Raw genomic sequence first — 25716 nt, forward strand, 5'->3', positions numbered from 1 at the left:
CTTCGATGCCGATATGGAAAGGTGTGAGCATGCGTCATCAATCGTCATCAGACGCGGGACGACGAAGCCGAGGAGGGGTTGCAGCGGCGGCCCTCGTGGGCATGGGCATGATACTGGCGGGCGGTACAGTTGCATCTCCAGCCTGGGCGGATCAGTCCCAAGCCGGCGGCGGAGCCACAGCCACGATGCCGACCAGTCAGCCGCAGCCCCTGCTTGGCTATGATTTTTCAGCTCTTGCCCCAGAAGCCAGGGAGGCAAAAAATACCGTCTCAGGCTCATCCTTTGGCCCGGCCCGCATCCTGGACGCCGATGGTCGGCCGGCCGGGGCGGTCAAGGCCGACGATGCGCTCCTGCTCGATGGATCCACCTATGTCAAGCTTCCTGATGGCATACTGAGCGGACACGCCAGCGCCACGGTGTCCATCCGCGTGCGCAACGACCGATTCAATGCCTCAGGCCCCTGGACTTATCTCTGGTCACTAGGGGGGACCGGCCAGCGGGCTGTCGGCTCCTGGACCGCCTCCACCCACACCTCCCTGTACACCTCCATCACTTCCAAGGCCAACGGCCAGGGTGAGACCTATCTGCCGGCATCCAAGAACCTGCCCGACAACCGCTTCTCCACGCTGACGGCCACCATCGATGGCAAGGACAACATGGTCCGGCTCTATATCAACGGTCTGCAGGTGGCTGAGGGCAAGGCCACGGTCAATCCAGCCGCCTTCGGCGACCACCATCACAACGTAATCGGCCAGTCCCGATACCCTGGCATAGGCGACGCGCTCTTCCATGGCGCAGTACAGTCATTCGCCGTCTACCCGCAGGCCCTGGATGCCGATCAGATCGCTGCCACGCTGCCCTCGGAGGACCTGGGCGAGCTGATTGACCAGCAGGCCACATCGCTGGCGGTCCCAGCCGCTGTGGACGGTGATTTCAACCTGCCGGTCTCAACTACTGTTGCCTCAGTGGTGTGGACCTCGTCGGCTCCCGGAACAGTCAGTGTCGATGCAGCCACCGGCAGGGCCCATGTGGTCCGCGGCAAGTGGGATGTCCCCGTTACGCTGACGGCCCGGCTGCAGGCGAGCAAGGCCTCGGGGCCCTCCCTGGACGCTGAGGCCATCCAGCAGGACTATCGGCTTATTGTCAGGGGCACCTCCAAGGACGGTCAGAATGCCTACTCGCGCGTCTCCGTGCATGACCCTTCCGTGGTCAAGGCCGGTGGGCGCTACTACATCTTCGGCTCCCACCGGGCCTGGGCCCGCAGCACCGACCTTAAGCATTGGGAGCCCTTCACCAACAATCTGAGCCGGGATTACCAGCGCATTCTGGATCCCATCTGGAAGGCATGGCCCAAGCAGTCCTCCAATCCGGATGTGACCGGCAACATGTGGGCGCCCGAGGTCTACTACAACGCCACCATGAAGAAGTGGTGCATGTACCTGAGCCTGAACGGGGGAGGATTCCCCTTCCAGAAGTCGGTCATCGTCCTGCTGACCGCCGACGACATCGAGGGGGACTGGAGGCTGGTGGGCCCGGTGGTCTACTCCGGTTTCCAGAAGTCCAACGTGGCGGCGACCGACGTTCCCAAGGTGCTGGGCCCCAATGCCGATCTGTCGCGATATGCCAGCCTCACGGATACGGGTATCAATGCGATTGACGCCTGTGTCAAGGATGACAGGCAGGGGGGCCTGTGGATGAGCTTCGGCTCCTGGTTCGGCGGCATCTGGATGATCCGCCTGGATCCCAAGACCGGGCTGCGCGACTACTCCACCACCTACCCCACCCAGGCCAACCAGTCCGACGCCTACTACGGGCACAAACTCGCCGGCGGCTTCGGCAACTCAGGCGAAGGAACCGCCCTGGTCCATCAGGGCGACTGGTGGTATCTGATGCTTTCTTACGGCGGACTGGGGCAGACCGGGGGCTATCAGATGCGGGAATTCCGATCCCGTTCCATCACCGGCCCCTACCTGGATCAGAATGGCAAAACGGCCGTCTACGAGCGTGAAATGAATGATCTGGATGCCAACCGGGGTCTGCGGATCGACTCCTCCCTCGCCCAGCCCGGACAGGAACAGGTGCTGACCTCCCAGGGGGGCAACGCACTTTTGATTGACGAAGATCGCGTCTTCAACGTCTACCACACTCGCTTCGTGCGCGCTGAGGGCAATCTTGAAGAGCACCAGGTCCGGGTCAAGCAGATGGTGCAGACCCCTGACGGCTGGTTGGTCATGACGCCCTTCGAATACCGGGATTCGGTGGGCAGGGTCTCCTCCAGCCAGGTGGTCGGCGACTACCAGGTGGTGGTTCATGACCCAGTCCATTACTATGCGGGATCTGGCTTGTCCAGTCCGGCCATCTACCGGTCGGTGTCAGTGAGTCTGCTGGCCGACGGTCGGCTGGGCGGCCAGGTGCAGGGCTCCTGGACGGCGACCGGCGGCGATCTGACCATCAAGGTGGACTCGGCGGATCCGGGCACTCTGTTGCATGGTCTCTATCGGGCCAGACTGGGCCGACAGCTTGATGAGCAAGGCCATCCGGTCGTCTTCTTCTCAGGGCTGGGCGGCGATGTCTTCACCGATGCCGGTGCCGATGTCTCCAAGACGGCAGGCGCCGCGGCCATCTGGGGTTCGCGTCCCCTGACCGATGCCAAGGTTCAGGAGGAAGTCGACAGTGGCAACGGTCATGCGACTGTTCCCGCCTCGAAGTCCACTCGTAAACCCGCAGGCTGGTCCGGCAAGGAAGGCAAGGCCGGTCGCCTGCCCTCGACTGGATCGGCCCTGTCGGCTCCCGTCGCGGCCGCATCTGCGGCCCTTGTATTGGGTCTGGGAGCACTGGTCTTCACTGCAATTCGCCGAGCCCGGGGCTGAACCCGAACGGGCGCTGCCGAAGCCGTCCTCCGCCTTCGCCTTCGATCGCCCCGGCGGAGGGTGAGCCGTCCAATAATATTCAACGTTGTATATTGGTCGTACAGACCAGTACCTTCGTCTTCGTGATAGGAACACATGATGAGCGCATACCACAATCCCCTGGTACTCCAGAGGGCCGATCCTTGGGTCATCAGGCACAAGGGCCTCTACTATTTCACCGCCTCCTACCCGGCCTATGACAGGATCATCCTGCGTGCCGCCGCCAGGCTGAACGACCTGCAGGCCGCACCTGAGCGCACCATCTGGCGCAAGCACGAGTCCGGCCCCATGAGCAAGTACATCTGGGCACCTGAACTCCACCGGATCAACGGGGCCTGGTACATCTACTTCGCGGCAGCCGAGCAGGACTTCGGTTCTGCTGATCTGCCCACCCACCGCATGTACGTACTGGAGAATACCGGCGAAGATCCCATGGATGGCGAGTGGACCGAGAAGGGGCAGATCCACACCCCGATCGATTCCTTCTCCCTGGATGCCACTACAGCGGTGATCGGGGGCAGCCAGTACCTGATTTGGGCCCAAAAGGATCCGGCCATCGAGGGCAATTCCAATCTCTACATCGCCCGCATGGCCAACCCCTGGACCCTGGCCACCGATCCCGTCCTGCTCTCCAAGCCCGAATACGACTGGGAATGCATTGATTTCAAGGTCAACGAGGGGCCGGCTGTCCTGCTTCACCAGGGTATGATCTACCTGACCTACTCGGCATCGGGCACCGGGGTCCCTTATGCGGTGGGCATGCTGACCGCCCGTGAGGAGGCCGACCTGCTGGATCCGGCCTCCTGGACCAAGAGTGACCATCCCGTCTTCAAAACGGCAGAGGAGAACCATCAGTACGGGCCCGGCCACAACTGCTTCACAGTCAGCGAGGACGGCCGCCGGGATCTGATTGTCTATCATGCCCGCAACTACACCCAGATCGAGGGGGACCCCCTCTTTGATCCCAACCGCCATGCCAGGGTGGGGCTGGTCACTTGGACCGACCATGGCCCGGACTTCGGGCGGCCTTTGCCTGACGACCGATGGACCCCGACAAGTCGTCAGATTCTGCCTCCCGACGGTAGTCATTGAGCGGCATTGCCGGGCCATGCCCGACACGCTTGTACATCGTTGGAGAAGCGAGTATTATATAATTTGCAACGTTAGAAAGATGTCGGTTTACAAAGGCGTGGGCTACGTTCACGTATCTGGGAGCGTGACCAAGCGATGCAAGCCATTGGACCAGATGGGCAGGACATGGCTGTTCAGGCCGCCATCGGTTCCTTTGTAACCGTTGCTTGATGTCGAAAGGACAGAGACAATGAAGGCAATCAGAAAGGCTGCGGTAGCCGCAATCGCGCTCGCCACGCTCAGCACCGTAGGGCTCTCGGCCTGCGGTTCCGGCAGTGGAGGCAAGGATGCCAAGGGCAAGGACGGCGTCACCAACATCGTCATGTGGCACGGATTCTCCGAGGCTGATGGCAAGACTTTGAAGAAGATCGTCGAGAACTTCAACAAGTCCCAGAAGCAGTACCACATCGATGCCCAGCTTCAGCCCTGGAGCACCATCGGCGAGACCATGGTCACCAAGGTCACCTCGGGTGACGGCCCCGACTTCGTCACCACCGGTGCCGACAACGGCCAGGGCTGGTCCATCGACGGCACCTTCCAGTGCGTGCAGGACTTCTATGACGATCCCTCCAACGAGACCAAGAACTACCTGCCCAACGTCACCAAGCAGACCGAGTTCACCATTGACGGCAAGAAGCAGCAGTGCGCGGTCCCCATGGGCTACGCGCCCTCCACCGTCTGGTACAACACCGATATGTGGAAGGCCGCTGGCCTGACCGAGCAGGACTATCCCAAGACCTGGGACCAGCTCCTGGATGTGGCCAAGAAGCTGACCAAGGGTGACGGTTCCCAGTACGGTATGGCCCTGTCCGACTCCGGATGGGCGGCCTTCATGAAGGGCAACGGCACTGGTCTATACGACACCAAGGGCAAGGTCACCATCAACTCCGAGCAGAACAAGGCCTTCCTGCAGAAGATGCGCGAGTTCTACAAGGGTGGTTATTCCAAGACCGGCATGGATGACACCGCTGCACGCGAATCCTTTGAGTCCGGCCAGTCGGCCATGGTCATCGTCGGCCCCTGGGAGGACCAGGCAGCCACTGACAAGGGCATCAAGCATGATCTGTTCCCCGTGCCCAACGGGGACGGCACCTATGTCTACCCCGACGGCAGGAAGGGCTCCAACACCGGTTCCACCGGCCTGTATTGGTGGGTCACCTCGCAGGTCAAGGACGAGGCCAAGAAGAAGGGTATCTACGCTTTCTTCAAGTACTACAACAACCATGATAACCAGGTCATGTGGTCCCTGGGCTCCGCCTATCCGCCGAACAACAAGACCGTGACCACCGAAGAGCTCTCCAAGCGCCCCCTGATCGCCAAGGTCTCCGAGAACACGGACAACTCCTACATCGGCATCGCCGGCCTCAAGGGCGGCTTCGGGGATATCTCGGCCACCCTGGATTCGGTGACCCAGAACACCGCTCGTACCAACGATGACATTTCCGCCTCGCTGTCCAAAGCCTCCAACAAGATCCAGAAGTATCTGGACGAGTACAAGGCTGAGGACTGATTGACCATCCACCCCTGAGGAACCGGTTTGGCGGCCAGTAGTGCCGCCGGCCGGTCCTCTCATGGCTGACCGTCGCCCGGGCCCGGCGTCCGGGCGGCACTTTGGAGTACTTATGTCCACTACCACTGGGATCCCACCCGCGCAGGGCGCCGACGCGGTCATCAAGGACAACAAGAAAACCCTTTCAAGGCGCAATATCCGAATCGGGCTGAGCTTCATAGCCCCGGCCCTGATCGTCCTGTCGGTCTTCGTTTTTTACCCGACCATCAAGACCTTCTTCACCTCGCTGACTACAGACCGCATCAACCGCAAGGGCATCTTTGTCGGTCTGCACAACTACGCCGAGCTTTTCACCAACGCGGACTTCTGGACCGACTTCCGCAACACGGTCGTCTACGCGGTCGTCTACGCGCCGCTGGTGGTCATCGTGGCCCTGGCCTTCGCCCTATTGCTCAATCGCAAGGACATCAAGGGGGTCGGCTTCTTCCGCACCTGCCTGTTCATGCCCTACATCATTTCGCTGACTGTGGCGTCCATCGCCTGGAGCTTCCTCCTCTCGCCCTCCCTGGGTCTGATACCCTACTGGGGCAAGGTGCTCTTCGGCATCCAGCACATGGATCTGCTGGGAACCAAGTCCACGGCCCTGGCCACCATCATCTTCATCACCGTATGGAAGAACTTCGGCTATTTCATGGTCATCTTCCTGGCCGGTCTGCAGGGGATCAACCCGGACCTGTACGAGGCGGCCTCGCTGGATGGGGCCAACGCCTGGCAGCGTTTCCTGCACATCACACTGCCCGGGTTGATGCCCACATTCAACTATGTGGTCATCTTCGGACTGATCGGATCCTTCCAGGTCTTCGACCAGGTCTTCATTCTGACCTCCGGAGGCCCCGACCGCGCCACGGAGACCATCGTCTATCGCATCTACACCGAGGCCTTCGGCAACGGCAAGATGGGCTACGCATCGGCCCTGTCCTATGTCCTGCTGATCATGACGCTGATCATCGGCATTATCCAGCTGGTCTGGAACAACAAGCATGAGAAGGAGGAAATCGGATGAGCCAGTCGACTCCTACCGCAATCGAGCACGATAAGTTGCTCAAGAGGGCCCATGCCCGACACATGGTGGCAAGGGTTCTGACCTACTTCCTGCTGATCCTGATGACGGTGATCATCATCTTCCCGCTGTTGATCGTGCTCATCACCTCCTTCACGCCCAACAAGCTGACCCAGACCTGGCCGCCCAAGGTGATTCCTTCCTCATTCACCCTGGACAACTACACCTCGCTCTTCCAGCGGATGCCTATCGGCAGGCAGCTGATGAACACGGTGATCTTCGCCGGAGCCGTGACGGTCTTCTCGGTCTTCTTCGACTCCCTGGCCGCCTATGGGCTCTCCAGGATCGACTTCAAGGGGCGCGGGTTCCTGCTGGGAATCCTGATCGCCACCATGATGATCCCTGGCATGGCCCTGCTGATCCCGGTTTACAAGTTGCTGGCAAGCATGGGGCTGGTCAACTCCTACTGGGGCATCATCATCCCCAGGCTGGCTGATGTGGGCGGCATCTTCCTGATGCGTCAGTTCTTCATCTCCCTGCCCAAGGATCTGGACAACGCGGCCCGCATCGACGGTGCCGGCGAGTTCCGCATCTTCTGGCAGATCATCCTGCCCAACGCCAAGTCCTCGGTGCTGGTGGTGACCATGTTCAACTTCATGGGCAACTGGAATGATCTGCTCTGGCCGTTGATCATGACCAGCCGCCCGGAGACCAGGACCATCACCGCCGGGCTGGCCATGCTGACCGGCCATGGCTCCTCGGTCACACCTTACGGCGTGGTCATGGCGGGCGCCCTGATCTCGGCGCTGCCCCTGCTGATCATCTTCTTCTTCATTCAGAAGAGCTTCGTGCAAGGCATCGCCATGACGGGCATCAAGTGACCGACGAGGCCGTCATCATCGGCACCAGGTACAGGGTTCCTTGAGGATGGACCTCTCTGTCTGGCGTCCAAGGGGCCGACGGGGGATAAGCAACCTCCGTCGGCCCCTTGTTCGTTCTGGATTTAGACTGGGCTGGTGAACGTCGCGGACGGGGAGGTCAGGCATGGATGAGCGTCAGGACGATCAATATGGGCTGAGCTCCGAGCAGGAGGATGCCCTAGGGGTTCTGGCATCGGCGGATCCTCACGCCGGACAGTCCAAATGGTCCATCCTCAGGCAATTGCCGCCGGATAAGCGTTGGCCCTACTTCGCCCAGCACTTCCTTCCTGGTATTCTCGCCGCTGTTCTGGTGCTGGCCCTTGTGGTCAGCCTGGTCGTCACCAGACTGACCAGGCCGCCGGACCCGCTTATTTCAGTGCAAGGCTTCAATATGAGCGCCCATGAGGAGGGGTTCGACCGTCTCAAACAGGGATTCATGCGCGACCGGGGAATCAAGGATGGTCGGCTGGTGGACATGGAGGCGACCATGACGCTGAACGGCCAAGGCTACGACGATTCGGCCAAGGCCCTGACCCGGGTCAGCGCAGGCCAGATCAACATGGTGATCGCCCCCGTGGGCATCTTTCCGACTCTATGCAAGCGCGGGCTGGTGGCCAAGCCCTCGCAAGGATTGAAGGGCGACGATCTGCGTCGGTTGGCTGGCCAGGGTGTTCTGGTGGATTCCAATGGCCGACAGGTATCGAATCCGTCCCATGCCATGGGTCTGGATCTCTCCCGCTCATCGCGCTGGCGGCAGGTGCCTGGTCTGCCCGATCATGCCATCCTAGGGCTGAGCAAGGTAGCCGACACCATAACCTACGTCCGGGCCTTCGTTGACTATATGGATTTCGACTGAGTTCCCGGATCCCTTTGAAGCGTGTTTGTGGTATGAATTCCCAGGGCGGATTCCCGCGCTAGCAGGTGGTAGCCCACGATCACTGCGCGAGGGGTTCGGCCCGAATCTTCCTGTCTTTCCTGCTGACGGACATGATCCAGCATCATGAAGATGGCCATCCGCACCATCTCAGCGAAAAGTGAAATCCAAGGCCACGATGGTCAGGGTGGGGAGGGAGTGGGCTCCGGTTCAATCCCGTCTCCGCAGGCAGCCAATTCGGGTGAATCTGCTGCTACGCCACCGAGGCTTCGTCCACTGGCGTGACCTGGGCTGTGCCCTGCCAGTGGGGGCGCCGGGAGGAATGACCTCTCCGGAGCGGATTGTGGACAGACACCGGGTGCTGCGCTGCCGGACATCGGACTCCATGACATGCAGAGGCATATAGATGGGGAGGAGGATTGCCTTTACCCTCATGTGGGCAAGGCTGACTGGTATGGAGCTGTATATGTACGAACCTGCAAAGAAGCGAGTCAGCGGGTCAGAGTCCGCTTCAGAATCCGATACTCGCTCTCGGTGATGGGCATAATGGAGCCGTGGCGCTTGGTCAGTCGGCCGAAGTTCATGTCGTTGACCAAGGTCCAGTCCTGCTGCCGTCGGGATGACAAATCCGCCGAGCGGAAGGGCAGGTAGCCCCGGCCCTCGGCGAACTGGTCGCAGATCAGGCCGAAGGGCATGGTCCGACCGTCGGGTACGGCGGCATCCGTATCGTTGTAGAGGAAGAGCTCGGGTCCCTCCAGATAATGCGAGGAGTAGCGTCCTTGGCCGAAGATGTCGGTCAGATTGGATAAGTAGGACCAGGCCTGGTCGTCGTCCGTACGCACCAGCTCATGGGTTACCGCATAGGGGTTACGGGTGCGTTCCAGGGTGATCTGGTCATCCTTGGAGGCCCGGTACCACCAGCCGTCGGGCGCCTTGAGCATGGTTGTGTCGATGATTCCGTTGCTGCGGTCGATCCACTTGACTGGACGTGAGAAGGTGATCAGGCCAGCGCTGGTGGCGTAATACATGTTGATGCCGTCGCCCAGCTCGTTGACCAGGTCGGCCGCGGCCGGATCCTCGGTGCTGTCGGCGGCAGCCGTGGCCCAGAAGACTATCCATCGCTTCCTGTCGGCATCCCAGCAGGCCTCCGGCGCCCAGGCCATGCCGGCCTTGGGAATGGCCGAGGCCACATCAACCAGGCGGGGTCTGCCCCAGTGGGCCAGGTCAGGCGAATCCCAGATGACCAGGCCGGTGGATCCGTCCACGGTGGCCCGGCCCTCCTGCCAGCCGCCCCTGTGGTAGACGGACAGGTCGGTGGCGATGATGTGGAAGAGACCGTCTGGTCCCCGGACGACATAGGGATCACGCACGCCGCCCTCGCCTTCGCTCCAGGTCAGCACCGGGTCTCCCTGGGCCCGCAGGTCATGCCAGTGCAGGCCATCGCGGCTGAGGGCGAAGTAGAGCTGCTCGTCCGTCTCGGCCTGTTCATGACCGGTGAAGTGGACGAAGAGGTAGGCGCTGGTAGCTTCGAACGAAGGTTGCCAATCCGTAGACATATTCCACCTTTCCTGCTTACGGCAACGGTACCGCGGCGGCGGGGGACTGGCGGACGGACGGCGGATGCTTCTTCGCTCTTCCGTTCCTGCCGTTCGAGGGCCGCCATGGGTGATTTTAGCTGCCGGCGTTCCCTTTGTCGGCGCCACCCACCCGGGCGGGTCGTGGTTTGGGTCGCACGGGACTCTAGACTGTGGACCATGAGCAGGCATCATCGCGACCGCAGCTGGGCTCCCGACCCGGAGCCCCTGCCCGAAGGCATTGGAGTCATCGACGATCACACCCACATGGCCTCTGTTGTTCCTTTCGCCCAGGAGATGGACCGGCAGGCCAGGGAGCGCGGGCAGGATCCGGTCCCCGTCCGCACGGTCGACCAGCAGCTGGAAAGGGCTAGGGCCGTGGGCGTGGTCGGGACCATCGACGTGGGCTGCGAGCTGCCTAACCTGCAGACGGCTGTGGACCTGGCCCTGGCCCATCCCGGGGTGGTTCACGCAGCTCTGGCCATTCATCCCAATGAGGCCGTTCTGCATGGTCATCGAGGGGTGCCGGGACCGGACGGACTGCCACTGAAATATCAGCCCTGGCATGAGGTTTCTTTCGAGCAGGCGCTTGAAGAGGTCGCCCGCCTGGCTCGCGCATATCCTGACCAGGTGGTGGCCATCGGGGAGACGGGCATGGACCTCTACCGGACCGGTCAGGGGGCCGAAGAGATCCAGCGGCAGGCCTTCCGCGACCACATCGCCCTGGCCAAGGAGCTGGGTCTGCCCATGCAGATCCACGACCGCGATGCCCATCGGCAGGTCATCGAGACCCTGTTGGAGGACGGCGCTCCCGAGTGCACGATCTTCCACTCCTATTCGGGGGATGCGCAGATGGCCCAGGTGGCCGCCGAACACGGTTGGTATCTGAGCTTTTCGGGAACGGTTTCCTACAAGGGCAACGAGGGAATCCGCCAGGCCCTGTCCGTGGTCGGCATGGACCACATCATGGTGGAGACTGATGCACCCTACCTGAGTCCTATGCCCTACCGGGGACGCACCAACTCCCCATACATGATTCCTTATACCCTCCGAGCCATGGCCGATGCTTTGGGTTGCCCCCTGGCCCAAGTGGCCAAAGCGACGGCGGCCACCACGCGCCGGGTTTATGGCTTGTGAGGGATGTCCGACGGACGCTGCCAGGCGGTATTAAGCTAATGGTGTGTCGCGGTCTGAATCGCCCCTGCCGAGTGTGGGGGGAGAGTGCTACGGTTGTCGTCGCACGTGTGCGCGAACAGCAACATACGGCACCCGGAAGTAGATGAGTGAAGGCATTGGCCGATGGAGGGCTCTATGGCGGATGAGCGGCATGAGTTGGCGGCTCAGGATGATGGCAGGGGCGCTGACGAACCACCCCGGTTATCCAGCGAAAAAGCGGCGAAGCCGACGGCGGCCTCCCGTAAGGGTCGGCTGACGAAGGAGTCGATACTTCCCCCGGAGAGCTTTACCAAGGCCCCAAAGATCTCGGCCAAATCCCGCACGCGCGAGGAGGAGAACGAGCTCAAGCGGGTCCGGCGCGAGGCCCAGCGTGCGGCCCAGCGTCGCCGCACCCCGCCAAAGGGCCCTCTGGGCCGCTGGTGGCGACGGGTGCAGTCCTCGCCTGACAGGATCAGCCTGGGCATGTGCATCGTGGCCCTGGGTGTGGTCTACGGCGACATCGGCACCTCGCCCCTGTACACCATGCAGGCCTTCGTGGCCGGGCAGGGCGGCATGGCCCGTGTGGACAGGGCTGCAGTGCTGGGCATGCTCTCCCTGGTCTTCTGGTCCATCACGCTGATCACCACGGTCAAATACGTTCTGGTGGCCATGCGCATCGACAACAAGGGCGAGGGCGGCATCTTCGCCCTGTATACCCTGGTCCGGCACTACGGCAAATGGCTGGCCATTCCTGCCATGGTCGGTGGCGCAGCCTTCCTGGCTGACTCGGTGCTGACTCCGGCGGTCTCCATATCCTCGGCAGTCGAAGGCCTGAAGACCATCCCCGTCCTGACTCCGATCTTCCGCGAAAACGGAAACCTGACCATGGTCATCACCTTAGTGATCATCCTGATTCTGTTTGCGGTCCAGTCGCGCGGAACGGAGCGGATCGGCAAGGTCTTCGGAAGCGTGGTCATGGTCTGGTTCGCATTCCTGGCCCTGATCGGCATCTACTGCATAGGCAACGACTGGTCCATCTTCGAGGCCCTGAATCCGGTCTACGGGATTCGCTTCCTCTTCAGCCCGCAGAACCCGGTGGGTCTGACCATCATGGGCACGGTCTTCCTGTCCACCACGGGAGCCGAGGCTCTCTATTCCGACATGGGTCACGTGGGTCGGGGCAACATCTATGCCACATGGCCCTTTATCAACGTCGCCCTGGTCTTCAACTACTTCGGCCAGGGGGCCTGGATCCTGCGCAACAGCGACAATAAGGCCCTGCAGGGTGTGGACGGGCTCAACCCCTTCTTCCAGATGATGCCCACCACCGTGCGTTACGTGGCTGTCCTCCTGTCGGTGACGGCCGGCGTCATCGCCTCGCAGGCCCTGATAACGGGTGCATTCACCATGGTCTCGGAGGCCACCGGCCTCAACTGGATGCCGCACCTGCAGGTGCGCTACCCGGCGCGGACCCGTGGCCAGCTCTATATCCCAACCATCAACTGGGTCCTGTGCGCGGCCACGCTGACGGTGCTGGCCATCTTCAAGGATTCCGAGCACATTTCTGCCGCCTACGGATTGGCCCTGACAGTGACCATGATCACCACCACCGTTCTGCTGGCCGACTATATCTGGCACGACGGCAAGCGGGCGCTCTCCCTGCTCTTCGCTGCTGTCTTCCTGGCCATCCAGATCCTCTTCTTCATGGCCTCCATGGCAAAGTTCATGCACGGCGGCTGGTTCACCATGCTGCTGACCGCGGCCATCCTCTACATCATGTACACCTGGGATGTGGGCACCAAGGTGGAGCGCTCACAGCGTCGGCATATGACGGCAAAGGAGTGTCTGCCCGCCCTGGAGATGCTCCACAACGACTTCCGCGTCCCCTATTACGCGGACAATCTGGTCTATCTGACCTCGGACGCGGAGATGCGGCGGCTGGACACCGATATCTTCTTCTCCATCTTCGCCAACCGGCCCAAACGGGCTCGCGCCTGGTGGGCGGTCTCGGTCCAGACCACGGATGCTCCCTACACCCGCAAGTATTCGGTGGAGAATTTCGGCACCAACTACCTCTTCCGTGTGCGCATGAGGCTGGGCTTCAAGGTTGACCAGAATGTGGCCACCTACCTGCACCAGATCATGCATGAGCTGATCGACAGCGGCGAACTGCCCAAGCAGCCATCCATCTACCCCAAGGTGGACGAGGATCCGCAGATCGGCACAGTCACCTACGTGCTGGTCCACAAGGCTCTGATGCCCGAGTCCAAGATCGACTCCCGCGGTGCCTTCTCGCTGAAGGTCAAGTACGCCATCCGTAAGGTGGCGGGCTCGCCGATCAAGTGGTTCGGTCTGGCTCCCTACAACCCCATCGTGGAGGTGCAGCCCCTGTTCGTTTCCACCAGGGCGGTTCCCAAGCTGACGCGAGTGGTTCTGCCTTCCCGCAAAATCAAGGGCGGCAAGCATCACAAGGACTGAGTGAGTGGAATCTCACCCTATGGATCCTGGCCCAAATCGGGTCCGGGCCATAGAATTGACGGCATGGAACCTGGTGCCCGGCCTTTCCGGGCTACCGTCGAAAGGTGATGTGATGACACAAGCTCAAGCCAATATCGGAGTCGTGGGTCTGGCCGCCATGGGCGCCAGCCTGTCCAGGAACCTGGCACGGCACGGCAATACCGTAGCGGTTTACAACCGTCACTATTCGCGCACCGAGACCCTGATCAATGATCATGGCCAGGAGGGGCGGTTTGTCCCGGCCAAGACGTTGCAGGAGTTCGTGGCCTCGTTGACCAAACCCCGCACCGCCATCATCATGGTCAAGGCCGGTGATCCCACCGACCAGATGATCAACGACCTGGCCGACCTGATGGAGCCGGGGGACATCATCGTCGACGCCGGCAATGCCTACTTCAAGGACACCATCCGCCGGGAGAAGGCCATCCGCGCCCGTGGATTGCACTTTGTTGGCTGCGGTGTCTCCGGCGGCGAGCAGGGCGCACTCCTGGGGCCCTCCATGATGCCCGGTGGAACCGATGAGTCCTGGAAGACCCTGGGACCCATCCTGGAGTCCATCGCCGCCAAGGTCGACGGCGAACCCTGCGTCACCCATATCGGCACAGACGGTGCGGGTCACTTCGTCAAGATGGTCCACAACGGCATCGAGTACTCCGATATGCAGGTGATCGCCGAGTCCTATGACCTGATGCGTCGCGGTCTGGGCATGGAACCCGAGGCCATCGCCCAGGTCTTCGAGGAGTGGAACAAGGGGGATCTGAACTCCTACCTGGTGCAGATCACCGCCGAGGTACTCCATCACACCGATGCCGCCACCGGCAAGCCCTTCATCGACATCGTCACCGATCAGGCCGGCATGAAGGGCACCGGTACCTGGACTGTGCAGACCGCACTGGATCTTGCCGTGCCCGTGACCGGCATTGGTGAGGCCGTCTTCGCCCGGGGACTTTCCTCTTCGCCTGAGCTGCGCAGCCAGGCTGCACAGGAGGGACTGAAGGGTCCGCAGCCCAAGGCCGTCATGGCCGATCTGGCTGCCGACCCCGAGGCCCGCAAGTCCTTCATTGAGGACATTCGCCAGGCCCTCTATGCTTCCAAGATCGTGGCCTACGCCCAGGGATTCAACGAGATGCAGGAGGGAGCCCGGGTCTATGGCTGGAAGCTGGACATGGGCGCCATCGCCCGCATCTGGCGCGGCGGCTGCATCATCCGGGCCAAGTTCCTGAACCGGATCTCTGATGCCTACGCCTCTGGCCGTGAACCGGGCTCCCTGCTCTTCGACCCCTTCTTCAAGCAGGCGGTCGAGCAGGCCCAGGATTCATGGCGGCGTGTCGTGGCCGGCGCCACCCAGGCCGGCATCCCCATCCCCGTCTTCGCCAGCTCCCTGTCCTACTACGACGGACTGCGTTCCGATCGGCTCCCCGCCGCCCTGATCCAGGGGCAGCGCGACCTCTTCGGCGCCCACACCTATGGGCGCGTGGATCAGCCGGGTGTCTTCCACACCCTCTGGGCCGAGGACAAGTCAGAAATCAAGCAGGAATGAGTAGCAGAATGTCGGCATTTCCTGTGGATTGATCCCGTCATGAGCGATTGCCAATCATAGGTCAGGGCCTCGGCTCAGGCAGCGCTCTGGTTTCGGATGCTCCCCTGGCTCTCTTCGGAGAACCAGGGGAGCATCCGTGTTGCGATGGATATGCGTGGAGTGTGTGCTTTTCGGACTCTTACCGGCCAAGCATGGTGGATTCGCGCACTTCCAGGTTGAACTTGGCTGTTTCTCTCCTGGGTTTGGATTGTCTGTCGGGATGGTTGAGATCATGTAGCAGAATGGAGACCGCCTTGCGGGCCAGATCCTCTCGATCCGTGCTGATTGTCGTTAAGGAAGGAATATAGGAAGCGCCTTCGTTGATGCCATCGAAGCCAATGACTGCCACATCTCTCGGAACGGAGATTCCGCAATCATACAGTCCCCGAATCATGCCCAGAGCCATCGAATCCGTCAAGCAGAACACCCCATCGAAGGGGAAGTCGCCCTGATCGGCCAGGTTATGGGCCAAGGATCTGGAGGCATTTTCGTCCCAGGGACTTAATCCTATGAATGCATCCGGAGACAGCATCCTGCCACTAGCTTCAAAGGCTTCCTGACAACCGATCAATCTTCTGGCTGCAACGGAGTTTTTCATGGAGGGTTTTCCGAGAACGGAAATGTCTGCTCCTACCACTCCAATGCGTCGGCATCCCTGGGCGAGCAGATGGGTTATGGCCGTCCTTGCGCCTTCCCGGCCGGCGGTCTCGACACTATCGAAGATGGGATGGGCCGAGTGATCATCAAGCAAGACTATCGGCTTGCCGTGGATCAAGGCTTTCATCTCCTCGTTTGAGACATTGCCTGGACTGAATATGGTTCCATCGCAGAGTTGGCTGGTGACCCGCTGCAGAATAGAAACCTCGTCCTCTCTGGAGTTAGTGGTCTGTTGGATGATGGCTTGCATTCCGTGTGCGTTGATTTCCTTGGAGATTGCGGCACTCATCTGGGAGGGGTAGGACTTGTCCAGTTCGAATATCGCAACCCCGACAACCCCGTTTCTTCCGGACCGAAGGCTTCTGGCTGAAAGATTGGCAGAATAATTGAGTTTCTTCGCGGCGGCTATGACCTTCGACCTGGTTTTTTTCGTGATACGGCTATCGCCTCTGAGGGCATATGAGGCAGTGGCTCGCGACACATCGGCCTCCCTGGCCACGTCACTCATTGTTACCATGTTGCGCACCATTCCAGTATTTCCGGTTTCACATTTGTTTCAACGCATAAAAGTGAACCGTGTTATGCCATATAGCAATGGTAGTACATTCATGATTTGACACGATTCAATTCAAATGATATATCTTTTTGTAGCGGAATTGAATCGTGTCAAAAATGCTGGTTTCGGAGTTGAATACCACAAGGATTGCAGAAGATTGATTACAAGGAGGAATCATGAAGCTGAGCAAAGCACTGAAGCAATTGACAGTTGCGGCCCTGACCGGTGCCATGGTGGCGGCGATGGGAGCCTGTGGTGGAGGAGGTGAATCCAATGCCGGCAAGACCAAGCTGTCTTTCCTGTCATGGAGCAATGAGCAGACTATGAGACCGTATATTGACGAGTTCGAGAAAGAGAATCCTGATATCAAGGTTGATTTCAGCTATTCGCCGCCGACCCCGGAGTATATTCAGACCCTGCAGACCAGACTTGTGGGTAATCAGGCTCCTGACGTGTTCATTATCACTTCCGAGAACAAAGCTGATCTGATCAAGAACGGGTATGTACGTGACCTGACAGATGAGCCTTTCATGAAAAACATATCGCAGGCCAACAAGGATTTCGTCAGCCACGACAAGAAAGTCTACGGCATGTCCCTTTCCTCCTGGGCGTCGGGCATCATCTACAACAAGGAGCTCCTGGCCAAAGTCGGCGCTAAGAGTGTTCCCGACAACTGGGATGATTTCCTCAAGCTCTGCGAAAAGCTCAAGAAAGCCCAGATCACCCCATTCTTGGAGACCATCGCTGATGGTCCCAGCCGAATCCCTGATGCTTTTCTGGGCTCCGAATTTGCTCAAAACAACGTTGATGTCACTTCACTGATCGACAAGCGTCCTCAAACCCCGGGCGCAGACCAGAAGGAGGCTGTCAAGGCGTGGATGAAACTCTACGATGAAGACTTGGTCACCAGAGATACTGTGGGCATCAGCGGGGATGACATGAAGACACAGTTCGTCAATGGACAGGTGGCAATGATCTGCACCGGTCCATGGGATATTCCTTCTTTTTCTGAATCTGACATCAAGTGGGGCATGGCCCCAATGCCCATGCTTGTCAAGGGGCAGATAAACTACGCGCAAGGATCTCCCTCGCCTGCCTTTGCCATCTACTCCAAGCTGTCAGCTAGCAAACTCAAGGCAGCTCGTAAGTTCTTGACTTTCCTGGAAGGGGACTGGGCGCTCAAGGAAAGGGCAAAAAACGGTGATGCCGTTACTGTCGAGGGTTTCAAGTCAACGGTTAAAAAGGAATACCAGACCGTGTACGAGAAGAACGTCAAGACAGGTCGCTACTTCTTGGTCATGAATTTCTATGCCAAGCCCGATGTGCTGACTACGGTCCGGCAGTCGGAGACGCAGCAGCTGGTGCAGGGTTCTATTTCAGTGGATCAGTGGGCCAAGGCCATCGACGACAAAATGGCTTCAGTGAAATGAAATCCGAGTTGGTGAAAGTTGAAACAGTTGGTCCGAAATGGGTGACTTATGGTCCTTGATGATGAAATGCCAGTGGTGCGTGCCACGGCTGATAGTTTGAGTATGGATGATCGGCGGGAACGTGAATATGCTCATCGCAAGCGTATCCAAGGGCTGCGGGAAGATCTCACATCGTTTTGGTTCCTCCTGCCCATCCTGGCCGTTTTCATTATTCTCTTTGCAGTGCCCTTGGTGCAGACCATCATCTACTCGATGACCGACTTCAACGGCTACAGCATGAACATGCATTATGTGGGTTGGGAGAACTACCGTAGCGTGTTCACTGATTCCTCGACCATACAAGGCCTGGTGTTCACCATTCTGTACGCTGTGGCCCAGACGGTCCTGGTGACCATCTTCGCCATCCCCTTGGCCGTCACCCTGAACCGGAAGTTCTGGGGCCGCAACTTCGCACGCTCACTGTTCTTCTTCTTCAGCGTGCCATCGTTGGCAATCATGGGCATGGTCTGGAAGTACATTTTTTCGCCTATGAAGTCAGGTGTCATCAACACCATCCTGGGCGTCTTCGGCCTGGGGCCGGTGCCCTGGCTGTCCAACTCGACCCTGGCCCGGTGCTGCGTCATCTTCATCGCCGTCTGGGCACAGATCGGCTGGCATGCCACCCTCTACCTGGCTTTCCTGCAGTCCATTCCCGGAGACCTCTATGAGCAGGCCACAGTGGACGGGGCCAGCAGCCGCCAGCAGTTCGTCCACATCACCCTGCCCCAGCTGATTCCGGGCATCGTCACCTCAAGTTTCCTCCTCATGTCAGGTGGCCTCAAGGTTTACGATCTGCCCTACACCATGACCAAGGGCGGCCCCGGGTACTCCACCTATACGGTGACCCAGTCCATCATCCAGCAGGGCATCGGCCAGTCCCAGTACGGGTTGGGCTCGGCCCTGGCGGTTTTGTTCACCTTGGCTACGGCCCTCGTGGTCTTCGCTCAGATGGGTGCCGCCAGCCTGATTTCGAGGAGGTTCCAATGAGCAGCAGCAAGAGCTCGACTCTGACACTGAGCCAGCGGGAGCGGCGGCGTTCGGTGGTCAGGAGCGTGGTGGTGCTGATCATCGCCCTGATCTGTGCTGTGCCCCTCTGGTACATCCTGATCAACACCTTCAAGACCGTCCCCGACATGGCCACCAATCCCCTGGGCCTGCCCAAGCAGTGGACGTTGCGCAACTACACGCGGGCCTTCGCCACGGTGCCCATCGTCCGCAGCCTGGTCAACACCCTGATCGTCACCTTTTTCGGAGTCCTCTTCCAGGTGCTGATCGGAGCTTTGGCTGCCTACGGGATGATCCTGCGCAAGTCGATCTTCACCTCGGTCATCGGGGTGATCCTCATGATTGCCTTCGTCATTCCCGCCCAGTCCACTCTGATTCCCCTCTACCGGATGGAGTCCAGCGTGGGGCTTGTCAACACGCTCCTGGGTCTGATCGTCATGTACCTGGGCGGGGCGGTCTTCTGCTACTTCCTGATCGTGGGCTACATGCAGTCCCTGCCCTTCGAGCTCATCGAGGCCGCCAGGATCGACGGTGCCGGCCCCTTGAGGATCTTCTGGAGCATCGTGCTGCCACTGATCAGGCCCATCCTGACTACGGTGGTGGTCTTCCAGACCATGTCGACCTGGAACGACTTCATGACGGCCAACGTTTTCATCAGCAGCTCCAACCTGCGCACCATCGTCCTGCAGGTCTACAACGCAGTCGGCCAGTTCACAACTGATTGGCCCAGCTTCATGACCATTACGGTCCTGGCCCTGATTCCGGTCTTCATCTTCTTCATCTTCTGCCAGAAGTGGATCGTTTCCGGGCTGGTTGCCGGAGCGGTCAAGGGGTAAGGCGCCCAGTCGAAAGGTCGTAGTCAATGGCGGCGGTCGGAGGTTCCGGCCGCCGCACTCATGAAGGATCGGAGTCATAGTCCATGGAGGAATTCGCAAGCGCACATCAAGGATCGAAGGGGACGGGATTGGCGAGCAACCCTTTGCATCGCTACTGCGCGGACCCGGATCTGGTCATGATCGGGGACCGCTGGTACCTCTATTGTACCGAGGACGGTCTAGCTGGTTGGTCCTCGCACGCCTTCTACGTCTATGAATCCGGAGATCTGTGCCACTGGACTCGCCGAAAGATCTTGGACCTGGACCAGGTCCCCTGGTGGCATGGGAGGCAAGGTGCCTGGGCTCCCTGTCTGCTGGTGCGCCAGGAGCGCTGCATCCTGTATTTTGTGGCAGACGGGCAAATCGGCCAAGCTGTCGCTCCCGGCCCAACCGGCCCCTTCCGGGTGGCCCAGGAGCCATTCATCGCCCGAGGGGACTATGACTGCGTGCCCATTGATCCCTCGGTCTTTGTGGATGACGACGATATACCCTACCTGCTCTGGGGCAATGGCCGTGCCTACATGGCGCGGCTGAGCTCGGACGGCATGTGCCTGGAAGATGGCTCGGTGCGCTCCGCAGTACCCGACAATTTCCGCGAAGCCATCACTGTTTGCCGACGGGGAGACACCTACTATGCCTCCTGGTCGGAGAACGACACCAGGGATCCGAACTACCGGATCCGCTGGTCCAACGCGCCATCGCTGGATGGGCCCTGGACCGCACCCCAGATCCTGGTCAAGGCTGATTATGACAAGGGGATTCTAGCCACGGGGCACCACTGCATCACCCGTGTGCCGGGCCGGGATGATTGGATCGTGGCCTACCACAGGTTCGCCAGGGACGGCCAGGGCGACGGCTGTCATCGCGAAATCGTCTTTGCCCCCTTGGATTTCGCTGATGACGGTGCCATGGTCCAGGTCCGTCCGCAGGTGGGATCCTACTGGTACCCGGCCCGGGACCAGGTCACTCCCTGACGATGGGGTGGCCGCCGAAGGCGCTGCGCAGAGCGGAGACCACCTTCATGGTCATGGGATCCTCAATCTTGGAGGACTGACGGGCGTAGAGGGCCGAGGTGATGGCCGGTGTGGGCACCCCCAGCTCCAGGGCGTCCGCAATCATCCACTTGGTCTCACCGGTCTCATCGGCCTCGCCGGCGATCCCGCTCAGGTGCGGATCCTCCTTCAGGGCCTGGGCCAGCAGGTCCAGCAGCCAGGACTGGATGACCGAGCCCTTGCGCCAGGACTCCACCACTTCGCCTGGCTCCTTGATCAGGTCGGAGGCCTCCAGGACCGCATACCCCTCGGCCAGGGCCTGCATCATCCCGTACTCGATGCCGTTGTGGACCATCTTGGCATAGTGGCCCGCGCCGGTTCCTCCAGCGTGGACCAGGCCGTAGTCGCCCTCGGGCTTCAGGGTGTCAAGAATGGGCTGGATCCGGGCCACGTCCTGGTCAGATCCGCCGACCATCAGGGCGTACCCCTTCTCCTTGCCCCAGATGCCGTTGGAGGTGCCCACGTCCACCAGGCCTATACCCTTGGCGGACAGGGCTTGGGCGTGCTCCTGGTCCTGGGTGAAGCGGGTGTTGCCGCCATCCACGACCAGGTCGCCACGTTCCATCACCTCGCCCAGCTGATTGAGAGTGGACTCGATGGGCTTGCCGGCCGGGACCATGACCCAGATCACCCTGGGGGCCTCCAGCGCCTGGATCAGGGCCCCAAGGCTGCCGACATCCCTGCCCGAGTTCGGAGCGATGTCGTAGCCGATCACCTGGTGGCCGCCGGTACGTAGGCGGTCTGCCATGTTCTTGCCCATGCGTCCCAGGCCAATCATGCCAATCTTCATAGTGTCAGTTCCTCTCCTTGACTGCAACAGTGTGAAGTTGACCGCGGCGGTTGGTTCTCGGCCGCGGTCGGGCCGAATCGTCGGTGCTACTGGCGGGCTGCCTGCCGGGCACGCTCGGCCTGAACCTGGGCGGTGTGCGCCTTGACGTAGCTCTGAAGGCCTAGGGTGTCGATGACCTCTTCGGCCTCGATCTCAGGAGACATGCGCAGACCCACGTCGATGGTCAGGTGGACTTCGTCCGGTCCCAGGGGTTCCAGGTCATCGAACTGGGAGCGGAGCATCTGCGGCTTCATGAAGTGGCCCTTCCGCTTGGAGAGCCGTTCCATGATGGAGTCGTAGTCCCCGCTCAGGTGAATGAAGACTACCCCCGGCATCCGCAACCGTTCACGATAGATCCGCTTCAGGGCCGAACAAGTGACCATTCCGGGCACTCCTCGCCGCATGTGGTCCTCGATCCAATCATGGATACTGTCCAGCCAGGGCCATCGGTCCTCGTCGTTCAGGGGGATGCCGCGAGCCATCTTGTCGATGTTGGCCTGGGGGTGGAAGTCGTCGGCCTCGGCCATGTCCCAGCCCAGCTTGTTGCCCAGGTGCTCGTTCATGGTGGTCTTGCCGCAGCCGGCGACCCCCATGATGACCAGAATGGGGGTGCGGCCTTGGAAGTAGTCCGGGGAAACCGTGTTGTCCACTGCTGAGGGCACCTGCGGCTCAGGGTGTTCTTCTGCGCTCAGCGCGTCGGAGTTCTTCAACGTTGTGTCGACCATGTGTAACCTTTCTGAAAAGTGATTTGACAATGACGCTCAGGCAGTGATGGGCACAAAGATGCTGGCGACCATGACCAGGACCAGGACCACTACCGACAGCAGGCATTCAAGAACCGACCAGGTCTTCAGGGTCTCGCCGACACTCAGGCCGAAGTACTCCTTGATCAGCCAGAAGCCCGCGTCATTGAGGTGGGAGAGGAAGATGGACCCAGCGCCGATGACGATGACCAGGAGGGTAGTGGCCATGGAGCCTGCATGCATCATGGTCATGGCGTTGCTGAGGATGCCGGCCGTGGTCAGGATGGAGACGGTGGCCGAGCCTGTGGCGATGCGCACGAAGACGGCGATGACCCAACCCAGAAGGAAAATGGAGATGTTGGAGTTCTCTACAAAGGTACCGATGATTTTGCCGATGCCGGTGGAGACCAGAACGCCCTTGAAGCCGCCGCCTGCGCCCACAATCAGCAGGATGCCTGCCACGGCGGGAAGCGAGGCTCCCAGGGAGTCATTGACGGTCTTCCAGGAGATGCCCGAGGCTGCCTTGAGGACCAGCATGGAGACAATCAGCGCTATGGCCAGGGCCATGACCGGGTTGCCGATGAAGTTGATGGTCTGTGCCAGGCCGTCCGTGCGGTCCATGAACCCGGGAATGGCAATCTCGAAGATGGAGGTCAGCAGCATGAGGACTGCTGGCAGTAGGATGCAGCAGACCGAGAGACCGAAGGAGGGCAGCCGGGTCTCTTCCTTGCCCGCCTGTTCGCTCTTGGCCACGAAGTCAGCCGGGGCTTCGATGGGCACCCAGCGGGAGGCCAGTCGGGAGAAGGCCGGGCCCACGACGACCAGGGTGATCAGGGCGAAGGGGATGCCGAACATCATGGTCAGGCCTACGTTGCCGGTCTGCTTGAACTGGCTCAGGGCGGCCAGGGGACCAGGGTGAGGAGGCACACAGGCGTGCATGATGGACAGGCCTGCCAGGGTGGGGATGGCCACACGCATCAGTGGAAGCTTGGTGCGGCGGGCCACCAGAATGATGACCGGGACCAGAATGACCAGGCCAACCTCGAAGAACATGGGCAGGCCGATCAGGGCGCCGATCAGGGCCATGATCCAGGGGATGGTTGCGGGCTTGGACTTGGCGACCAGGGTGTTGACCACCTGGTCAGTGGCTCCAGTGTCCATGAGGACCTTGCCGATCATTGCTCCCAGGCCGATCAGAATGCCCACCGAGCCCATGGTGGAGCCGAACTCGCCAGTGAAGCTGGCCAGGGTGGCCACGGGACCGTAGCCGGAACCGATGCCGACCACCAGGGCGGCACCCAGCAGGGAGACAAAGGGATGGAGTTTGACGACAGTGACCAGGAAAATGAGCACCACCAGGCTGAGCACCAAGCTGATGCCCAATTGGGTGGTGTTCAGGGAAACGGCCTGACTCGCCGCCAGGGTTAGGTACCCGTCGGCTGTCGGCTGCGACGCTAAAAGCATGGCTACCTCTTCTCTGAGGGTGCGAACCATTCGGCATTATCAGCTTTCCGGCTCTTTTTTTGCATTACTTAATATCGACAGCGTGATATTAAGTATGCCTTAACAAACAATATCCTACACGAATCTGGGACGGATTGGAAGATGGCATGCTGAAAGCAGGGTTGAGCCTCTACTTGTTTGCTGAATCGTCTGATCGTTCTGAATACGGGACCGATTGCTAGAGTGGAATCCGTGGAAAGCGCGAGTAAGCCTGATGACGAAACGGCTACAGAAGGCACCCTGCATGACCGGCTGCTGGACCAGTGGGGGGCGGCCATCGTCGATGGCACTATCGCACCGGGCGACAGGCTGCCCTCACCGGATCTGGATAGCCAGAGGCCTTCGCGCACAGTGACTCGGGAGGTTACCAGTGTTCTTGAGGCCATGGGTCTGGTCACTGTCAAGCGCAAGGTCGGTGCCACAGTCAATCCTTGTCAACACTGGAATATTTATGATCCACAGGTGATCGAGTGGAGGCTGCGCGGACCCGACCGGGGGCGGGCCCTGCATGAGCTGTCCGAGCTCAGGGCATGCGTGGAGCCCATGGCTGCCCAGCTGGCGGCCGGCCATGCTGATCAGGATCAATGGGCGAAGCTGACGCGGGCCGCTATTGATATGGTGGCCAACGCTGACCGGGCCGACGGGCCGGACTATCTTCGGGCTGACGAAACCTTCCATCGAACCCTGCTTGAGGCATCGGGCAACGCTATGTTCGCGGCGCTGGGCGATGTGATTGCCTCAGTGCTGTCCGGGCGGACCCGGCATGAGCTTATGCCCAGGAAGGCCGATGAGAAGGCTCTTCGGCTGCACGGCGACGTGGCTGCGCTGATACGTCGGGGCGATGCAGAGGGGGCACGGCATGCCATGGAGTGGATCGTCGACGAATCCGACCGGGCTGTCGAGCAAATGACGAGAAAGGACTCCGAAGATTCCGTCCGTGCTGCGGGTAAGGAATCTTCGGAGTCCTGAGATCCGTGGAGGCTCTTGGTGCAGAAGGCTCAGTTCAGTTTCGAGGCGGCATCAGCGTCCAGGAGCCAGAGGGTCTCTCGGGTGCCCCTGGCATAAGAGGAGGGGACATGGGGATCGTCTGTGGTTCCCAGGGCGGCAGCGACGGCCGAAGCCTTCTCGGCAGTTGAGGTGAACAGCCAGACCTTGGGGGTCCGGTGGATGAATGGCGTGGTCATGGTGACCCTGAGCGGGGGCAGCTTGGGGGAGTTGTTGATGCCCGTCACCAGCAGATCGTCGTCCTGCAGCCTGACCTCGGGGCGGTCGGGGAAGAGGGAGGCATAGTGGCCGTCGGGGCCTACACCGAAGACGGCCAGATCCATCCGGCCCTCAGGGCCCAGTTGGTCGATGATCTCCTGCTGATACGTGGCTGCTGCCTGGGTCAGAGCCCGTTCGTTCTCCTCCTGGTCGGCGGCTTCAACCTGAGCTGGGCTGCGAGTGTCCACGGGCATGGAATGCACGTTGGCCTGCGGCAGCAGCCCCTGGTTGATCAGCGAGCCATACCAGGCCCGCCGTGCCTGTTCGTCGTTGCGGTCCGGGTCTTCCAGGCCCACGAACCGCTCATCGCTCCACCAGAGGTGGACCCGGCTCCAATCCACACTCCGGCTCAGGGGATCAGCGCCCATCAAGGCATAGACATCCGCAGCATCTCGTCCGCCGGTCAGCGCCAGGTCGGCCCTGTCCTGACGGGCCAGGAGGTCTCCCAGCTCCAGCAGGATGCGGGCTGCTGTAGCTTGGTTGAGCAGCTTGGTTGTGGCATAGGTAACGATTCGACGCTCGGTCATCTGATCCT

General features: G+C 60.6%; 20 protein-coding genes. 14 read left to right on the plus strand and 6 right to left on the minus strand.

Features of this window, described 5'->3' with window-relative positions:
* Nucleotides 1–29 precede the first annotated feature (29 nt).
* The 6 genes from H3T88_RS03455 (at nt 30) to H3T88_RS03480 (ending at nt 8386) form a co-directional block, all read left to right on the plus strand.
* Complete coding sequence (locus tag H3T88_RS03455) at nt 30–2870, plus strand: family 43 glycosylhydrolase (RefSeq protein ID WP_198203577.1); 2841 nt, start codon at nt 30–32, stop codon at nt 2868–2870.
* A 138-nt stretch (nt 2871–3008) separates the two neighbouring features.
* Nucleotides 3009–4001 (plus strand): glycoside hydrolase family 43 protein, encoded by a 993-nt coding sequence (locus H3T88_RS03460; RefSeq protein ID WP_198203578.1) that lies wholly within the window; start codon nt 3009–3011, stop codon nt 3999–4001.
* 229 nt (nt 4002–4230) lie between these two features.
* Nucleotides 4231–5550, plus strand: a complete 1320-nt coding sequence (locus tag H3T88_RS03465) for an ABC transporter substrate-binding protein (RefSeq protein ID WP_015021243.1) — start codon at nt 4231–4233, stop codon at nt 5548–5550.
* Between the two features lie 112 nt (nt 5551–5662).
* On the plus strand, nt 5663–6613 hold the full coding sequence (locus tag H3T88_RS03470) for a carbohydrate ABC transporter permease (RefSeq protein ID WP_198203579.1): 951 nt from the start codon (nt 5663–5665) through the stop codon (nt 6611–6613).
* Nucleotides 6610–7491 (plus strand): carbohydrate ABC transporter permease, encoded by an 882-nt coding sequence (locus tag H3T88_RS03475; protein WP_015021245.1) that lies wholly within the window; start codon nt 6610–6612, stop codon nt 7489–7491. Before H3T88_RS03470 ends, H3T88_RS03475 begins: the two co-directional genes overlap by 4 nt.
* Before the next feature lie 163 nt (nt 7492–7654).
* Nucleotides 7655–8386: a hypothetical protein gene (locus H3T88_RS03480; protein WP_198203580.1), complete on the plus strand. Its 732-nt coding sequence runs from the start codon at nt 7655–7657 to the stop codon at nt 8384–8386.
* Between the two features lie 509 nt (nt 8387–8895).
* Here the strand turns inward: H3T88_RS03480 and H3T88_RS03485 are convergent.
* Nucleotides 8896–9960: a glycoside hydrolase family 43 protein gene (locus tag H3T88_RS03485; protein WP_198203581.1), complete on the minus strand. Its 1065-nt coding sequence runs from the start codon at nt 9958–9960 to the stop codon at nt 8896–8898.
* 198 nt (nt 9961–10158) lie between these two features.
* Here H3T88_RS03485 and H3T88_RS03490 point away from each other — a divergent pair, with 198 nt between their 5' ends.
* The 3 genes from H3T88_RS03490 to gndA all read left to right on the plus strand — a co-directional run bounded on the left by H3T88_RS03490 (nt 10159) and on the right by gndA (nt 15190).
* Complete coding sequence (locus H3T88_RS03490) at nt 10159–11115, plus strand: TatD family hydrolase (protein WP_198203582.1); 957 nt, start codon at nt 10159–10161, stop codon at nt 11113–11115.
* Nucleotides 11116–11289: 174 nt separating this feature from the next.
* Nucleotides 11290–13611 carry a KUP/HAK/KT family potassium transporter gene (locus tag H3T88_RS03495; protein WP_198203583.1) on the plus strand — a complete coding sequence of 774 codons (2322 nt, stop codon included), beginning with the start codon at nt 11290–11292 and terminating at the stop codon, nt 13609–13611.
* 112 nt (nt 13612–13723) lie between these two features.
* Entirely contained in the window at nt 13724–15190 is a 1467-nt protein-coding gene (gene gndA, locus H3T88_RS03500; RefSeq protein WP_198203584.1) for an NADP-dependent phosphogluconate dehydrogenase, read from the plus strand.
* Nucleotides 15191–15368: 178 nt separating this feature from the next.
* Here gndA and H3T88_RS03505 read toward each other — a convergent pair whose 3' ends face one another.
* Nucleotides 15369–16403, minus strand: a complete 1035-nt coding sequence (locus tag H3T88_RS03505; protein WP_198203585.1) for a LacI family DNA-binding transcriptional regulator — start codon at nt 16401–16403, stop codon at nt 15369–15371.
* Between the two features lie 215 nt (nt 16404–16618).
* On the opposite strand from H3T88_RS03505, the gene H3T88_RS03510 reads away from it, so the two are divergent.
* The 4 genes from H3T88_RS03510 (at nt 16619) to H3T88_RS03525 (ending at nt 20765) form a co-directional block, all read left to right on the plus strand.
* Nucleotides 16619–17872 (plus strand): ABC transporter substrate-binding protein, encoded by a 1254-nt coding sequence (locus H3T88_RS03510; RefSeq protein WP_198203586.1) that lies wholly within the window; start codon nt 16619–16621, stop codon nt 17870–17872.
* A gap of 102 nt (nt 17873–17974) precedes the next feature.
* Nucleotides 17975–18898, plus strand: a complete 924-nt coding sequence (locus tag H3T88_RS03515; protein ID WP_198203905.1) for a carbohydrate ABC transporter permease — start codon at nt 17975–17977, stop codon at nt 18896–18898.
* Nucleotides 18895–19752 carry a carbohydrate ABC transporter permease gene (locus tag H3T88_RS03520; protein WP_198203587.1) on the plus strand — a complete coding sequence of 286 codons (858 nt, stop codon included), beginning with the start codon at nt 18895–18897 and terminating at the stop codon, nt 19750–19752. Before H3T88_RS03515 ends, H3T88_RS03520 begins: the two co-directional genes overlap by 4 nt.
* 128 nt (nt 19753–19880) lie before the next feature.
* Entirely contained in the window at nt 19881–20765 is an 885-nt protein-coding gene (locus tag H3T88_RS03525; protein WP_232347125.1) for a family 43 glycosylhydrolase, read from the plus strand.
* On the opposite strand, the gene gnd is transcribed toward H3T88_RS03525, so the two are convergent.
* From gnd to H3T88_RS03540, 3 genes are all read right to left on the minus strand, one after another.
* The gene (gnd, locus tag H3T88_RS03530) at nt 20755–21633 is read right to left on the minus strand and encodes a phosphogluconate dehydrogenase (NAD(+)-dependent, decarboxylating) (RefSeq protein WP_198203589.1); all 879 of its coding nucleotides are present in this window, start codon (nt 21631–21633) and stop codon (nt 20755–20757) included. The two genes, H3T88_RS03525 and gnd, sit on opposite strands and share 11 nt — an antisense overlap.
* Nucleotides 21634–21719: 86 nt before the next feature.
* On the minus strand, nt 21720–22397 hold the full coding sequence (locus tag H3T88_RS03535; RefSeq protein WP_232347126.1) for a gluconokinase: 678 nt from the start codon (nt 22395–22397) through the stop codon (nt 21720–21722).
* 36 nt (nt 22398–22433) lie between these two features.
* The gene (locus tag H3T88_RS03540; RefSeq protein WP_198203590.1) at nt 22434–23879 is read right to left on the minus strand and encodes a GntP family permease; all 1446 of its coding nucleotides are present in this window, start codon (nt 23877–23879) and stop codon (nt 22434–22436) included.
* Between the two features lie 231 nt (nt 23880–24110).
* Between H3T88_RS03540 and H3T88_RS08695 the strand changes: the two genes are divergently transcribed.
* Nucleotides 24111–24887 carry a FadR/GntR family transcriptional regulator gene (locus tag H3T88_RS08695; protein ID WP_198203591.1) on the plus strand — a complete coding sequence of 259 codons (777 nt, stop codon included), beginning with the start codon at nt 24111–24113 and terminating at the stop codon, nt 24885–24887.
* A gap of 29 nt (nt 24888–24916) precedes the next feature.
* Here H3T88_RS08695 and pgl read toward each other — a convergent pair whose 3' ends face one another.
* Nucleotides 24917–25708: a 6-phosphogluconolactonase gene (gene pgl, locus H3T88_RS03550; protein ID WP_198203592.1), complete on the minus strand. Its 792-nt coding sequence runs from the start codon at nt 25706–25708 to the stop codon at nt 24917–24919.
* Between the last annotated feature and the right edge of the window lie 8 nt (nt 25709–25716).

The sequence above is a fragment of the Bifidobacterium sp. W8110 genome (genome assembly GCF_016101375.1).
In the GTDB taxonomy this organism is placed as follows: domain Bacteria; phylum Actinomycetota; class Actinomycetes; order Actinomycetales; family Bifidobacteriaceae; genus Bombiscardovia; species Bombiscardovia asteroides.

Excerpts from the sequence above, each read along its gene's own strand:
- H3T88_RS03485 (WP_198203581.1), bottom strand. The coding sequence starts at position 9,960 with ATGTCTACGGATTGGCAACCTTCGTTCGAAGCTACCAGCGCCTACCTC.
- H3T88_RS03470 (WP_198203579.1), top strand. The coding sequence starts at position 5,663 with ATGTCCACTACCACTGGGATCCCACCCGCGCAGGGCGCCGACGCGGTC.
- H3T88_RS03510 (WP_198203586.1), top strand. The coding sequence starts at position 16,619 with ATGAAGCTGAGCAAAGCACTGAAGCAATTGACAGTTGCGGCCCTGACC.
- gndA (WP_198203584.1), top strand. The coding sequence starts at position 13,724 with ATGACACAAGCTCAAGCCAATATCGGAGTCGTGGGTCTGGCCGCCATG.
- pgl (WP_198203592.1), bottom strand. The coding sequence starts at position 25,708 with ATGACCGAGCGTCGAATCGTTACCTATGCCACAACCAAGCTGCTCAAC.
- H3T88_RS03465 (WP_015021243.1), top strand. The coding sequence starts at position 4,231 with ATGAAGGCAATCAGAAAGGCTGCGGTAGCCGCAATCGCGCTCGCCACG.
- H3T88_RS03460 (WP_198203578.1), top strand. The coding sequence starts at position 3,009 with ATGAGCGCATACCACAATCCCCTGGTACTCCAGAGGGCCGATCCTTGG.
- H3T88_RS03540 (WP_198203590.1), bottom strand. The coding sequence starts at position 23,879 with ATGCTTTTAGCGTCGCAGCCGACAGCCGACGGGTACCTAACCCTGGCG.
- H3T88_RS03475 (WP_015021245.1), top strand. The coding sequence starts at position 6,610 with ATGAGCCAGTCGACTCCTACCGCAATCGAGCACGATAAGTTGCTCAAG.
- H3T88_RS03495 (WP_198203583.1), top strand. The coding sequence starts at position 11,290 with ATGGCGGATGAGCGGCATGAGTTGGCGGCTCAGGATGATGGCAGGGGC.
- H3T88_RS03490 (WP_198203582.1), top strand. The coding sequence starts at position 10,159 with ATGAGCAGGCATCATCGCGACCGCAGCTGGGCTCCCGACCCGGAGCCC.
- H3T88_RS03455 (WP_198203577.1), top strand. The coding sequence starts at position 30 with ATGCGTCATCAATCGTCATCAGACGCGGGACGACGAAGCCGAGGAGGG.
- gnd (WP_198203589.1), bottom strand. The coding sequence starts at position 21,633 with ATGAAGATTGGCATGATTGGCCTGGGACGCATGGGCAAGAACATGGCA.
- H3T88_RS03535 (WP_232347126.1), bottom strand. The coding sequence starts at position 22,397 with ATGGTCGACACAACGTTGAAGAACTCCGACGCGCTGAGCGCAGAAGAA.
- H3T88_RS03515 (WP_198203905.1), top strand. The coding sequence starts at position 17,975 with ATGGATGATCGGCGGGAACGTGAATATGCTCATCGCAAGCGTATCCAA.
- H3T88_RS03520 (WP_198203587.1), top strand. The coding sequence starts at position 18,895 with ATGAGCAGCAGCAAGAGCTCGACTCTGACACTGAGCCAGCGGGAGCGG.
- H3T88_RS03480 (WP_198203580.1), top strand. The coding sequence starts at position 7,655 with ATGGATGAGCGTCAGGACGATCAATATGGGCTGAGCTCCGAGCAGGAG.
- H3T88_RS03505 (WP_198203585.1), bottom strand. The coding sequence starts at position 16,403 with ATGGTAACAATGAGTGACGTGGCCAGGGAGGCCGATGTGTCGCGAGCC.